Below are 13,765 nucleotides of genomic sequence, written 5' to 3'. Positions count from 1 at the left end.
GATGCTGGGATGAGGAGAAAGGATATCAAGCGGTTCGGCACGCTCCGGCGCTCAGAATGATGAAAGCAGGTGTTCAATCCACAAAATCCGCGGGAAATGACGATTTCCAATTCATGACATGACGCGCTCCAGACGATCTTTTCTCTTCTGCCAGTCGGGCAATACGCCGTCCAGAAGCTCGAAGAAAGCCGGGCCATGGTGCGGTTCGGACATGTGGCAGAGCTCATGGGTAATGACATAGTCGATCGAGTCCGTGGGGGCCTCGATAAGCCGGCTGTTGAGCAGGAGACGGCCGGCGGGTGACATCGATCCCCAGCGTTGCTGAAGTTGGCGGATGATCAGCCCTTTGGGGCGAAAGCGGTCCGGTTCGGGGAAGCGCAGAAGGTTTAGCTCCAAGCGTTCGCCGAATTTCGCGTGGGCGCGCTCGCGGTACCAGGCTTCGACCAGATCACGGGTGACATCGGCCTTCGCAGGGTGGTGGGTCTGCACCACGAGGAAGCCGCGAACCAGTGTCACCTTCGCCTGAATATGAGGTACCACCTTCAGCCTGTATTGGCGACCGAGATAAAGATGGGTCTCGCCCGCCACGTATTGGCGCTCCGGGGTTCGGGGTAGGTATTGGATGAAAAACCGCTGCTGACGTCTAATCCAAGCGGCACGTTTGCGCACCTTGGCCTCGATATCTGCCATGGAGGCATCGAGCGGCGCCGCGATCATCACCGTGGCATCAGGTTCCACCGCGATCTCAAGGGTCTTCCGGTCGCGGCGGACGACGACGAACTCAATGACATGCTCCCCGTATTGGATGGAATGCCGCTCGGTGGTCATCCGGGAAACCGGGCGCGTGCAAGGTCCATGACCTTGTGTTCGAGGTCGTCCATCGCCTCGACCGACAGGTTGATGCCTTTTTCGTCCCTGAGCACATCGAAGAAATAGTCGTCGATGGCGTTGCGCATGTTGTTCTGGGCGATGTCGTTGGACCAGACGTCAACGATGTGGTGGGCCTTGATGATGTCAATAATGGCCAGCGCAATGTTGGCTGCCTCATCCTTGTCAATCGGCTGGCCATCTCCCGTCACTAGGAGATTTTCCAGAATGCCGAAGAACGCCTGGCCGTCATCGTTCCCCTTGATGGCGTCCGGCATTTGCCGACCACGATCCTTGTTCGCCACCTTGCTGGCCAGATCGATGACCTGCTGCAGATATTCCCGCTCAGACAACCGCATGGCCCGATAGTCGCGGATTGCTTCTTCCAGCAACTCCGAGAAACGACGATAGAATGTGGGATCCTCCTCCATTCTCTCGGTGATGGCACGCCGGGTGGCACTGGCGATCCGGTCGGCGCGAGAGGCTTCGGACACGCCTGTTTCTTCGACCACGGCCCTGAGGGCATCTGGGTCGTTGATGTTCACCATCTCGATGATGGTTTCGGCTGGCAGGGCGACCACATGGTCATCCAGCAGCTTCTGGATCTTCGGCTCGAACTCCTTGACGTCGACCGTCTCCTGGTACCGTAGCTGAACCGAGCGGCGCAGTTCGGAGAACTGCTTCCAGTCGCGCTTCATGGCCGCGATCTTGGCCTCGTCGAACACGTCGAGGATTTTGTCCGACGAAAGGGAGATGTGCAGGCACCGGCTGAAAGCCTTGAGGCGCTCGTAGAATTCCTGGCGGATAGCCTCGTCGGCCAGGAACTGCTCGAACTGCTCCATGTCCTTCTTGTTCTTGACCGGCTTGAACAGATCCCAGAGCTGGTCGTGCAGTTGGGGAAGCTTGCGGATTTCCTCACGGACGTCGTGGACGGTGCCCGCCAGGTCGTTGGCGTCGAAGCCGTCGAAGGCGCTGTAGGTGGTCAGGGCTGCGTCCAGCTCTCCCAATAGCCCTTCGTAATCGATGATGAAGCCGAACTGCTTCTCGATTTTGCAGTCCTCGTCTTCATAGAGCCGGTTCACGCGGGCGATGGCCTGCAGCAGGTTGTGCTCGCGTAGCGACTTGCAGACATAGAGCACCGTGTTCCGGGGGGCGTCGAAGCCGGTCAGCAGCTTGGAGACGACGATCAGGATTTCGGGATCACCGAAGCCCTTGAAGGCATCGATGATCTGCCGGTTGTACTCGTCCTCGGTCTTGTAGCGGGCCATCATCCGGTCCCAGAACACCCGCACCAGATCCTTCGACTCCTTATCGACCTCCTCGTTGCCTTCATTGTCATCGGGGGGAGAAATGACGATCTCGCTGGTGACGTGGCCGATTTCGTCCAGCACTTCCTTGAAGCGGACTGCGGCAGCCTTGGAGGGAGCCACCAACTGGGCCTTGAAGCCGGTTCCCTGCCAGTGCTTGCGGAAATGCTCGGAGATGTCGAAAGCCTTGGCCCTGATGGTCTGGCCTGTCTTCGACAGGGCGTCCAGGCGGGAAAACTTCTGCTTGAGGTCGGCCTTCTGCGCGTCGGTTAGGCCTTCGCTGATCTTCTCGAACCAGCGGTCGATGACGTCACCATTGACCTGTTGTTCGACCAGGCGGCCTTCGTACAACAGGGGAACCACCGCCCCATCGGCCACCGCCTCGTCGATGGCGTATTTGTGGATCAGCCCGCCGAAGGTGGACAGGGTGTTCTTCTCTTTCTTCAAGAGCGGCGTGCCGGTGAAGCCGAGATAGCAGGCCTTGGGCAGCAGGCGGCGCATCTTGGTGGCGAACTGGCTGTCGCCGCCATAGCGCCCGGTCTGGGAACGATGGCTTTCATCGACCAGGACGAAGATGTTGGCATCCTCGTCGATATCGACCGCCCCCCTAGCCGCCGTATCGAACTTGTTGATGATGGTGGTGACCAGCGGGGCCTTGTTGCGGATCAGCTCGATCAGGTTGGCACCGCTCGCGGCGCGGATCGGCTCCATCTCGCAGGACTTGAAGGTATCCTTGATCTGCTTATCGAGGTCGTCGCGGTCAGTGACGATGATGATGCGCGGGTTGGGAATGGACTTGTCCAGCGCCAAGGCGCGCCCCAGCATGACCATGGTGAGCGACTTGCCCGACCCCTGGGTGTGCCAGATGACGCCGCCCTTGCGCCGTTCGTCCACTGAGATTTGTCGGACCCGCTCCACCGCCTTGCGAATGCCGAAGAACTGCTGGTGGCGTGCCACCTTACGGGTGCCGCCGTCGAAGACGGTGAAGCGGCGCACCAGATCAAGCAGCCGTTCCGGCCGGCACAGGGCATGGATCGCCCGGTCCTGGGCCGTGATGGCGCGGGGGCCTTCGTCCGCCATGGCCTCGAAAAAGGTTCGGGCGGAGGCAAAGTCACCCGAGAACACCGCATCGGCCTCGGCGGCGGTCAAGGGCCGGTTGGCCGCCTTGTCGATGTCCTCGTCGCGGTCCTCGTCATCGCGCCAAGTCTGCCAGAATTGCCGGGGCGTGCCGACGGTAGCATAGCGTGCCTCGACCCGGTTCATCACCAGCAGGAACTGAGCGAAGTGGAACAGCTGCGGGATGTTGTCTTCGTTCTGATAGCCGATCAGCTGGCTACCGGCCTTCTTCAGGCTTTCGGTCGGTCGCTTGTTCTCGATGACCAGGAAGGGGATGCCATTCACATAGGCTACGATATCGCAGCGCTTGGTCTGGGTGCTGCCAGTCCGCTCCACCGACAGCTCCGCGGTGACGTGGAAGACGTTGTTGGACGGCGTCTCCCAGTCGATGAAGCGGAAGGAGTAGGATTTCGAATCCCCCTGGATGGTCTTGGTGATGGTGGTGCCCAGGACAAGCGTGTCGTAGATGTCCTGGTTGGTGCCGCGCAATCCCTTCTGCCGATCGGGCGTGGGCTTCAGGCGCCGGATCGCCTCGTGCGCGTCGGCCAGGTCGAACGGGTACTCCCGCCCCCGGTAGGTAAAGCGGTTGATGTGCAACAACTGGTCGGCCAACAGGTCGTCCAGAACCACATTGCGCAAGCGCCCCCCGCGCAGAAGCACGGCATCGGCCTGGGACAGCGGGGTGAAGCCCAGGGCAACCAGCATCTGGAGCGCCGGGATCTGGGACTGGTGCTTCTCGGCGGCGTCGAAGGTCATTTTCCGGTCACCACGAATTGCTTGAAATCGGAGATCGCTTTCTCGGCCTGCCTTTGGGGCAATCCTTTCTTGCAGAATGAAGTGACACGTTGGCTCCTGCCTGAGGTGGCATTAAGCCTCGTGCAGTTGATGTCAACGTGTCCTGCGGAAATTGGCGCTATGGAGTACGAATACTCATAGACCCCACACTTCCCAATCTCATTGCCCGCAGGGTCGACCGTCCAATATCCGGGATAGGACAGCTTCTCGATGGATCGGCGCATCTCAAGCGCGCTCGAAAAACGCTGGGTCGGGTCAGGATGCACGGCCTTAAGGACTAGGCGGCGGACTGGGGCGGGGATGTGACTTGGGAAATTCTTCTGCGTGAGAAGCTTCCCTGCAGCGATGTCCTGCTCGTATTGAGGGGCGCCGATGCTGGCCTTGATGGAGTCCAGGACGTTCAGGCCGAGCAACAGTCTGGCGAGGGTCATGCCAACCTGAAACAGGTCGGAGCTTACACCGATGTTTCCCGTGGTGACGACTTCGGGCGCTCGATGGAGCAGATAGGAGTTCGGGGCCGGCACGGGGGCGCCGTTTACGGAAACACCCGTGATGCCGTAGTCCGACAGCATCGCCTGCTGCTGCCGCCCAAGCAGGATGTTTCCCGGTTTGATATCGTTATGAAAGAAGTTCCGTGCATGCAGATACTCCAGCCCTTGAAGAATATCCCGCGCAATACGTATCACGGTGGGAAGGGGCAGATATCCGGCCGGATTGGCAAGTGTCTCGACCGAGCCGTTGGGCAGGTAGTCCATCGCCAAGATGACCGCGAAATGGTCACCTACCACAGGCACGACATCGGCCTGGTGGACGTAGACCAGGTTATTGTGCTCCAGCCGGTTGCCGATCTGGGCCTCGCGCAAGCGCGTATCGACAGACAGGCCGGGCTTCAGGATCTTCACAGCGTACTCTCGCTGCAGGGCGAGCTCCTGGGCGAGCCAGACCTCGCCGAAGCTCCCCTGGCCGATCATACTGGTCAGTTGGTACTTGTAGAGCCGCATGCCGGCTGCGAATGCGACAGGAACAAGCTGGGTCATCGGTTGTGCAGTCCCCACCACGCGGCATTGACGGCATCCGCCATTTTGTTGTCCCAGTACTTGTCTGTCTTTCCGACACGGGCCTCCCCATGGCGCTTGGTGTCGGAGCTCGTCGTCGCCATCGATGAATAGATTTTGATCTCAACTGGGAGGTTCCGATGGGCACTGGCGAGGATCACCGCCGCGTCGTTGTACGCGGATCGCCTCTTCGCCTTCGTGTCCTGCTGGGTGAATTCGTTCTGCTTGATCACCACCTTGGCAATGTCGGGGTGGGCATCGATGATCGCGAGAACTTCGCGGTACATCCAATCCAGCCGTTCGGCATCGGCCTCGTCGCCAATCGATGCTGGGACCGGTAGCTTGCTGTCGCTCGTCGCATTCTCGAGCGTGAAGATGCCATTGTCTTCGGAGACGACGGCATAGCGGGGAGCTTTGGGATCTCCGCGAAATCCAAGAACTTTCATTGTATGTCACTCCCGGTATGGACCCGCCATTCGCCCGTCAGCAGCTTCTGCATCAGGCCGCGCTTCTGCCGGGCGAGGACTTCGATTTGCTTTGCGAGCACAGAGCCCTCTGCTGTCAGAGCGTCCAGCAGTTCAGCCTGCTTTTCCTGATCTTCGATGGGCGGAAGAAAGACCTTAATCTTGGAGAAGGCCGGGAACTTGAGGTTCCAAGTGTCGCTCGTCAGGCCTTGGGAATAGCGTTCGAAGTCGAAGACCATCCGGCGTGACTTGAATAGGTGCGCGGCGTAGCGCCCCACGATCCGGTTCGGGACTGGCGTGACGACCGTATATGCGGGGCTGATGATGCCACGAAGAGCGGACAGGCCCGAGACGCCCTGCCACATTCGCATCGTGTTGTAGCCAATGTCGCCGGGAAGGATGAGCTTGTAGTTCGATTTGTCCTCGGTCGAAGTGTCCTTGCGGCCCACATCGTCGCGGTCAATCACGCCTCCATTCATGGTGATGCTGAGCAGCCGGTCGCTTTCCTCACCCGACTGACTGCGTTCACGAAAAACATCGCCGAGATCGAACTCCTGCCATGCGTTGGGCCGGCCATGGAAGGTGGGATGGCACGGGTCAAAGAACCGTCGAGCAAGCGCCTTGTAACGGGTTTCCTTCGCCGCCCGCAGTGCCTCCAGCTTCTCGATGGCCTCGTCCCACGTCCGCAGGGTTTCGGCGATCTTGCGCTGTTCGGGGAGGGGGGGGAGTGCAATCCCAGCCTCTCTAAGTATCCCTAGATTGATGTGGGGCTGTCCCGTTTGGATGACAGTACTATCTACATATCGACCGAAAAATGAAGATTGCAAGAACTGGAATATATACTCCGGTTCAGCTATATCCTTGTCAACTTTCAGAGCCATCTGGCTTTGGCAAATGACATATTCTTTATATGTTGAAGATAAAGGAATTCTCGACACTTTCCCATATGTGCTTCCGCGTTGAACAACTACAATATCGCCAGGCGCTGCCATATTTGCCTTCAGCTTTCGAGCCTTCTCGTGAGTCACAAAAGTGAATTCGCCGCCTATTGTACTTCCGATCTGATTTGAGACTCGTATCACCGGCACTCCAGCATCTACGTAGTCATCTTGTGTCAGATCGGATCCAAATGGTCCGCCAATAATCTTCCCGTTGCCACCGACGGCATCCGAAAGGGTCTTAATCTTCCATCCCTCATGCATCTCCGCCCCCCTTCTTCCGCCCCTTCGACGCCTCGGCAATGCGCTGCAATTCGGCCAAATCGTCCACCTGCTCGGCGGCCGCGCGTTCGGCCTCGCGCCGCTTGGCGTCGAACTCGGCGTAGCGGGCGTGAGCGATGGCTTCGGCCTGCTTGGCCGAGACGGTGCCGGCGTTGCGCAGCAGCGGCAGCTCGTTACTGGACAGGAAGGTGTCGAGGACTGCGTCCCAGTCCCCCAGCCGCATGGTCTGGCGGCGCCGAGCGCGCAGTTCGGCGGTGTCCAGGAACATGGTGACGATCTGGTTGAGGTCCTTGATCTCGGCCTCGCCCAGATAGTTCTTGGCGATGGACACGTCGGCCTTGCGCACGCCCCGGCCGTGATCGGCGCCCTTCCAGGTGGTCAGGCCCATATTGGTGGCATCGGCGTCGGCGCGTTCGCGGATCAGCTCGCCGGCGGTGTGGTTGGTGATGGCGAACAGCATCTTGTTCTGGATCTTGGCGTAGAAGTCGGTGGCCTCGCGGGCTTGCGGGTCGTAATCCTCGCTCAGGGCCAGGATGTCCCGGACCTTCTGATAGAACCGCGCCTCCGACGCCCGGATGTCGCGGATGCGCTCCAGCAGGTCGTCGAAATAATCGAAGCCAGGGTCCTTGAGGCGGGCATCGTTCATGACGAAGCCCTTGACCAGATATTCCTTCAAGGCCGAGGTCGCCCAGCGGCGGAACTGCGTGCCACGCGGCGAACGCACCCGGTAACCGACGGCAAGGATCATCTCAAGCCGGTACTGGGTCACCGTGCGCTTCACCTGTCGGGCGCCTTCGGTCTGAACTGTCAAGTATTCCTTGACGGTTGCCTCCGGGGTCAACTCGCCCTCGGACAGAATGTTGCGCACATGCAGGCTGACGTTCTGCTTGGTGGTCTGGAACAGCTCGGCCATTTCGACCTGGCTCAGCCAGACAGCGCCATCGATGGCTCGCAGCTGGATTTCCGCCGCGCCGTCCTCGGTGGTGTAGAGGATCAGTTCGCCTTCAGGCATCGACGCCCAGCTCCTTCAGATAGCCGGCCATGCGGCCCCGGACGTCGGCTAGTTCGGCCTCGATCGTGTTGATCTGCCTTTGCAGGGCGGCGACGTCGATTTCCTCTTCCGGCTCGAAGGTGTCGACGTAACGGGGGATGTTCAGGTTGAAATCGTTTTCGGCGATTTCCTCAGGCGCGGCGAGGTGGGAGTATTTGTCGATCTTCGCCCGACTGGCGTAGGTGTCCAGGATCTTGCCGATGTGCTGCTCGTCCATCACGTTCTGGGTCTTGCCCGGCGTGAATTCCTTGCTGGCGTCGATGAACAGCACGTCGCGGCGAGCCTCGTTCGGCCCGCCCTGCTCGCGGGAACGGTCGAAGACCAGGATCGCCACTGGAATGCCGGTGGTGGTGAACAAATTGGCCGGCAGTCCGACCACGGCATCGAGCAGATTTTCCTCGATCAGCGCCTGGCGGATGCGGCCCTCGGCCCCGCCCCGGAACAGCACGCCATGGGGCACGATCACCGCCACCCGGCCGCTCTGGCGCTTGGCAATCTCGACCATGTGGGTGATGAAGCCGTAATCGCCCTTGGACTTGGGCGGAATGCCCCGCCAGTAGCGTTTGAACGGGTCTGCAGGCGCGTCCTCGGCGCCCCACTTGTCCAGGCTGAAGGGGGGATTGGCCACCACCACGTCGAACTTCATCAACTGATCGCCCTCGACCAGGGCGGGGCTGTTCAGGGTGTCGCACCATTCGATGCGGGCGGCGTCCTTGGCGTGCAGGAACATGTTCATCCGCGCCAGCGCCCAGGTGGCGCCGTTCACCTCCTGGCCGTAGAGGGCGAAGTTGTCCGAGCCCACCTCTTCCGCCGCCCGGATCAGCAGCGAGCCGGAGCCGCAGGCAGGGTCGCAGATGGTGTCACCCGGTTTGGGCGCGGCCAACTTGGCCAGCAGGCGGGACACGGCGGCGGGCGTATAGAATTCCCCGGCCTTCTTGCCGGCATCGGAGGCGAAGCGGGAGATGAGATAGATGTAGCACTCGCCGATGATGTCCTCGGTCACCCGCGACGGACGCAGGTCGAGGGCGGGTTTGGCGAAGTCCTCCAGCATGTTCTTGAGGCGGCGGTTGCGGTCCTTGACGCGGCCCAGGTTGGCCTCGGAATTGAAATCGATGTTGCGGAACACACCTTCGAGCTTGGCCCGGTTGGCGTCCTCGATCTTCTCCAAGGCGATATTGATCAGCTCGCCGATATTGGCTTCGTTCCGCTGCTCATACAGATCGTAGAAGCTGGCCCCCTCGGGAAGCACGAAGCGTTCGCGCTCAAGCCGACGGCGGATGCGGGCTTCGTCGCCGCCATACTGCTTGCGGTAACCATCGACGTGATCGTTCCAGAGGTCCGAGATGTACTTCAGGAACAGCATCACCAGGATGTAGTCCTTGTACTGTCCGGCATCGACAACGCCCCGGAAGGTGTCACATGCTGCCCAAGCCGTCTGATTGACCTGGTTCTGGGTGAGCTGATCGTTCATTTCGTCTTCCTTTCTGGCCCGGCGGCGGGGCTCATAGTCTTGATGCGATCTGCGAGGATCATGCCGGTCAGCCACCGTCGCCTCTCGGCGGCCAAGATGCTCAACTCCCGCTCACGCTCGGCGAGGGCGTCGATGGCGACGACCTTCTGCTGGATGACGATGTCGGGGATGTCGATCTCGAGTTCGTCTAGGCTCGATCGTGGCACCATGCGGATGTTGGTGCCATAGGCCGAACCGTCGAAGTGGCGCTGCGCGGCAGGCTGGTTGATCGCCCATGCCAAATATCCCGGCAACACGATGTCACGCTTGGGACGAAGCACCATGAGCGGCAGGATCGCTACCGCCGACTCGATGAAACGGTCATCCAAGGCGCAGGCGGTGGTGCGCTCGCCACGCGACCGAAAAAGCACGTCTCCAGCGCGCACGAAATACCGCTCGGCAACGCCTTCAAGCGGCACTCGCGCGAGGTGGTGGGGATCGACGGCGCCTTCGGCGGAAATGTCACGCAACTGGATGGCGGGCACGCCACCGATATCGATGGACTCCAGCTTGCCTCGGGCGGTGAAGCCGCTGTGGATGGTGCATGTATCGGAAAGGCGCATGGAAATTCCTCTGTAACTCACGCTACAGAGTATTGCGCGCACCTGCGCCGCGGTCAATGGAAAATGCTGTAGGGTTGCCTACAGTGGTATATATAACCTGAGGTGGTGTAAGGCCTTTTAAAAAATGCCGTTTAATGGCCGTTGTGGCGAGCTGCGCTGCTTGAGGGCTGAAATAATGCGCGCGTCGAGAGCGCTTGGGATTCGCAACGACTGGTCACATTTTCTATTCACATTTCAATATAAATAATGGATGCCTAATGTATGACGCAATTCATTGAAAACACAGAAAAAAAGCCGCTGGGTCGCCCCAGCGGCTTGAGTTTAGGGAGGAAACGTCCAAGAAAGCAGAAAAGGGGTCCGAGGACTGTCCTTTGCTGCACTGCAATATATATCGATGGGGCCTGGGCGAGGCAAGGCAAAAAACGGCGGAAAACTGCCGAATCCCCTAAATTCCCCCTTTGGTGGCCGCAACACAGGTATGACCACTTTGCGGTGGGAATCGTGGAAGTCCTGGCACGAGGTGTGCAAGAATGCCGACAATTCTTGGGCTCGTGGAGCGCGTGATGACGGTTCGGCGAATGGCATGGATGGTGGGATTGGGCGCGGCGCTGGCCGTCGCGGCGTTTCCCGCCCACGCCGTTCCCACGGTGGCGAACGAGGGTTTGTGCGCCGCCGAGGCCGCCGTTCAGGAGCGCCTTTACGGCATTCCCACCGCGTTGCTGCACTCCATTTCCATCGTCGAATCGGGCCGCTACGATTCCCAGCACAAGGCAGTTATTGCCTGGCCATGGACGGTGATGGCCGAGGGGCAGGGGCGATATTTGCCCAGCAAGGCCGAAGCCATCGCCGAGGTGAAGCGCCTCAAGGCCCGGGGCGTGCAGAACATCGACGTGGGCTGCATGCAGGTCAACCTGCGCCACCATCCCAACGCCTTCGCCAATCTGGACGAAGCCTTCGACCCGGCGGCCAACGTGGCCTATGCCGCCCGCTTCCTCAAAGGGCTGTTCGGAGCCACCAACCACTGGCCGACGGCGGCATCCTATTACCATTCCCAGACTCCCCATCTGGCCGCCGCCTACCGCGAGCGGCTGATGAAGGTGTGGAACGCTCCGCCCAACACCGCCGGCGGCACCCAGGTGGCTTCGGCCCGGGTCAAGCCGGTGCCATCGGCTCCGCCGCTGCGTCAGGTGCCGGGCAACGCCCAGGTGGAGGAGATGCGCAAGGCGTGGCGGGAAAGCGCCCAGGCGGCGCGCGACGAGGCCGGCCGCATCGCCGACGCCTACCGCAAGGCCCGGGTGGCCGAATACCAGCTGCGCCGGGTCCGTTTCCAGGAAGCGCGCAATTCGCTGAACACCGCCACCCGTTACTGAGCGGAGTCGGACGGCTCCGGGGCCGGCTTTGCGGTGGATTGGGAGCGGCCACGCAGGGCGCCGAATACCCCGAAGGCGATCATGAAGAGGATGAAGCCGCCCAGCACGAACCACTTGCTGTCGCCCAGCCATTCCTCGAGCTTGCGGCCCATGAGATAGCCGCCCCAGGCGAAGGAATGGGCCCAGATGGCGGCTGCGATGAAGTTCAGCACCAGATACTTGACGCGCGGCACTCCGGCGATGCCGACGATGAAGGGCGCCACGTTGCGCACGCCGTAGATCCAGCGGAACGACAGGATGAAGATGGCCGGGCTGCGGTTGACGGTCTCGAAGGCCCAGTCGATGCGGCCCGTCAGGCTGGGCCAGCGCTTGAGCAGCGGCGCGCCGTACTTGCGGCCGATGTAGTAGTAGAGCTGGTCGCCGAAAAAGCTGCCGGTCAGGGCCGCCAGGGCCAGCAGTTCCACATTGATGCGGAAGCGGCCTTCCGAGGCCAGCACGCCGGTGACGATCACCACCGTCTCGCCCTCGACGAAGGTCCAGGCGGTGATGAGCGGATAGAGCAGGTATCCGTATTCGGTCAGGACGTGGACAACCAGCTCTTCCAAGGCAATCCCATAGTTCTAGGGGTAATAACCGGCAGTAAAAATCCGGCAATATAGGGCGGGGGTCAACGTCGAAATCGCTTGGTTACGAAATCGTCATCGCTTGGCCGTCAGGAACGGTCGGAGCGGGGCGCGATCCGGTTGACGTGGCCCATCTTGCGGCCGGGCCGGGCCTCGGCCTTGCCGTAGAGGTGCAGGCGCGCCGTGGGGTCCTTCAGGATGTCCAGCCACTGGTCGACGTCGTCGCCGATCAGGTTCTTCATCTCGGCGTCGGAATGCCGTTCGGGCGAGCCGAGCGGCAGGCCGCAGACGGCGCGGACGAACTGCTCGAACTGGTCGGTGACGCAGGCGTCCATGGTCCAGTGGCCGGAATTGTGGGGCCTGGGCGCCATCTCGTTGGCCAGCAGGCCGTTGGGCGTGACGAACATCTCCACCGCCAGCAGGCCGACCACGCCCAGCGCCTCGGCGGCGCGGTGCGCGATGTCCATGGCCTGACCGATCAGCGACGGCGCGATGGGAGCGGGAACGGTGGTGGTGTCGAGGATGTGGTCACGGTGGACGTTCCACACCGGATCGAAGGCCGCCCATTCACCGTCCTGCCCTCGCGCCACGATCACCGAGATCTCGCCCAGGAAGTCGATGAAGCCCTCCAGCACGCCCTGGCCGGCCTGGTCCAGGCCCTTGCCCAGTGCCGCCCAGGCTTCCGCCAGGTCGGTGTCGGGGCCGATTTTGACCTGGCCCTTGCCGTCATAGCCCAGCCGGGCGGTCTTCAGCACGGCGGGCCGCCCGATCTCGTCGATGGCCCGGCGCAGCTCGTCCAGGCTGCCCACCGCAGCCCAAGGCGCGGTCTCGATGCCGATGGAGTTGAAGAAGCGCTTCTCGTTGATGCGGTCCTGGGCGGTTTCCAGCACGCTCCAGCACGGACGCACCGGCACGTGCAGGGCCATGTGCCGCACGCTTTCCGCCGGAATGTTCTCGAATTCGAAGGTCACCACGTCCACCGAGCGCACGAAGCGCTCGATGGCGTCCTGGTCGTCGTAGCGGGCGATGGTGGCGGCGTCGCTCACCTGGGCGGCGGGGGAGCCGGTCTCCGGGGTGAAGATATGGACGCGATAGCCCAGGCGCGCCGCCGCCAGGGCGGCCATGCGGCCCAACTGGCCGCCGCCGATGATGCCGATGGTGCTGCCGGGCGGCAGCGGCGACGACTGGGGATCGTTGCTCACGGGCGGATCAGGTCGGAGGATTCGGGGTCAACCGGGGCCTCGGCCACGGAATCGGTCTGGCGGGCGCGCCAGGCCTCCAGGGCGGAGTCGACCTCGGGATTCATCAGGGCGATCACCGCTCCGGCCAGCAGGGCGGCATTGGTGGCGCCCGCCTTTCCGATGGCCAGGGTGCCCACCGGAATGCCGCCGGGCATCTGGACGATGGAGAGCAGCGAGTCCATGCCCTTCAGCGCCTTGCTCTCCACCGGCACGCCGAACACCGGCAGCGTGGTCATGGCGGCGGCCATGCCGGGCAGGTGGGCGGCGCCGCCGGCGCCGGCGATGATCACCTTCAGCCCGCGGCCCTTGGCCGAAGTGGCGTAGTCGTAGAGACGCTTGGGCGTGCGGTGGGCCGAAACCACCCGGGTCTCGAAGGCGATGCCGAGGTCGGAAAGCACCTGGGCGGCGTGGCGCATGGTCTCCCAGTCCGACTGGCTGCCCATGATGATGCCGACCTGGGGGGGGGCTGCTTTGCCCATGCTGTGTTCCTGCCCTGCCTCGGGAAGAGAAAGGGCGGAATTATATGCAGACGCGCCCCGGACGCAAGAACGGAATGCTGAAAATTCGGACAGGCTTGTTGCCC

12 protein-coding genes are annotated in these 13,765 nt (G+C 61.8%); 1 reads left to right on the top strand and 11 read right to left on the bottom strand.

What is annotated here, in order from left to right:
* Positions 1-111 precede the first annotated feature (111 nt).
* The 8 genes from WV31_RS08535 to WV31_RS08500 are packed head-to-tail and all read right to left on the bottom strand — an operon-like array spanning position 112 to position 9,948.
* Positions 112-828 (bottom strand): M48 family metallopeptidase, encoded by a 717-nt coding sequence (locus WV31_RS08535; RefSeq protein ID WP_085373151.1) that lies wholly within the window; start codon positions 826-828, stop codon positions 112-114.
* On the bottom strand, positions 825-4,046 hold the full coding sequence (locus WV31_RS08530; RefSeq protein ID WP_085373150.1) for a type I restriction endonuclease subunit R: 3,222 nt from the start codon (positions 4,044-4,046) through the stop codon (positions 825-827). Before WV31_RS08530 ends, WV31_RS08535 begins: the two co-directional genes overlap by 4 nt.
* On the bottom strand, positions 4,043-5,122 hold the full coding sequence (locus WV31_RS08525; protein ID WP_085373149.1) for a serine/threonine-protein kinase: 1,080 nt from the start codon (positions 5,120-5,122) through the stop codon (positions 4,043-4,045). The genes WV31_RS08530 and WV31_RS08525 overlap by 4 nt, the downstream gene beginning before the upstream one ends.
* Positions 5,119-5,586 carry a hypothetical protein gene (locus tag WV31_RS08520; protein ID WP_085373148.1) on the bottom strand — a complete coding sequence of 156 codons (468 nt, stop codon included), beginning with the start codon at positions 5,584-5,586 and terminating at the stop codon, positions 5,119-5,121. Before WV31_RS08520 ends, WV31_RS08525 begins: the two co-directional genes overlap by 4 nt.
* A complete protein-coding gene (locus WV31_RS08515) occupies positions 5,583-6,806 on the bottom strand; it encodes a restriction endonuclease subunit S (protein ID WP_085373147.1) in 1,224 nt (407 codons plus the stop codon). The genes WV31_RS08520 and WV31_RS08515 overlap by 4 nt, the downstream gene beginning before the upstream one ends.
* A complete protein-coding gene (locus WV31_RS08510) occupies positions 6,799-7,836 on the bottom strand; it encodes a virulence RhuM family protein (RefSeq protein WP_085373146.1) in 1,038 nt (345 codons plus the stop codon). Before WV31_RS08510 ends, WV31_RS08515 begins: the two co-directional genes overlap by 8 nt.
* Complete coding sequence (locus WV31_RS08505) at positions 7,829-9,346, bottom strand: type I restriction-modification system subunit M (protein ID WP_085373145.1); 1,518 nt, start codon at positions 9,344-9,346, stop codon at positions 7,829-7,831. The genes WV31_RS08510 and WV31_RS08505 overlap by 8 nt, the downstream gene beginning before the upstream one ends.
* Positions 9,343-9,948 carry a restriction endonuclease subunit S gene (locus WV31_RS08500; RefSeq protein WP_085373144.1) on the bottom strand — a complete coding sequence of 202 codons (606 nt, stop codon included), beginning with the start codon at positions 9,946-9,948 and terminating at the stop codon, positions 9,343-9,345. The genes WV31_RS08505 and WV31_RS08500 overlap by 4 nt, the downstream gene beginning before the upstream one ends.
* Positions 9,949-10,511: 563 nt before the next feature.
* Here WV31_RS08500 and WV31_RS08495 point away from each other — a divergent pair.
* Entirely contained in the window at positions 10,512-11,318 is an 807-nt protein-coding gene (locus WV31_RS08495) for a transglycosylase SLT domain-containing protein (RefSeq protein ID WP_168185882.1), read from the top strand.
* Here the strand turns inward: WV31_RS08495 and WV31_RS08490 are convergent.
* The 3 genes from WV31_RS08490 to purE all read right to left on the bottom strand — a co-directional run bounded on the left by WV31_RS08490 (position 11,312) and on the right by purE (position 13,661).
* On the bottom strand, positions 11,312-11,923 hold the full coding sequence (locus WV31_RS08490) for a DedA family protein (protein ID WP_085373142.1): 612 nt from the start codon (positions 11,921-11,923) through the stop codon (positions 11,312-11,314). The genes WV31_RS08495 and WV31_RS08490 overlap by 7 nt on opposite strands.
* Positions 11,924-12,030: 107 nt before the next feature.
* Positions 12,031-13,143 (bottom strand): 5-(carboxyamino)imidazole ribonucleotide synthase, encoded by a 1,113-nt coding sequence (locus WV31_RS08485; RefSeq protein ID WP_085373141.1) that lies wholly within the window; start codon positions 13,141-13,143, stop codon positions 12,031-12,033.
* A complete protein-coding gene (gene purE, locus WV31_RS08480) occupies positions 13,140-13,661 on the bottom strand; it encodes a 5-(carboxyamino)imidazole ribonucleotide mutase (protein ID WP_085373140.1) in 522 nt (173 codons plus the stop codon). Before purE ends, WV31_RS08485 begins: the two co-directional genes overlap by 4 nt.
* Positions 13,662-13,765 lie beyond the last annotated feature (104 nt).

The organism is Magnetospirillum sp. ME-1, from assembly GCF_002105535.1.
Classification (GTDB): domain Bacteria; phylum Pseudomonadota; class Alphaproteobacteria; order Rhodospirillales; family Magnetospirillaceae; genus Phaeospirillum.
This window is presented reverse-complemented; position numbering and strand designations above follow the sequence as displayed.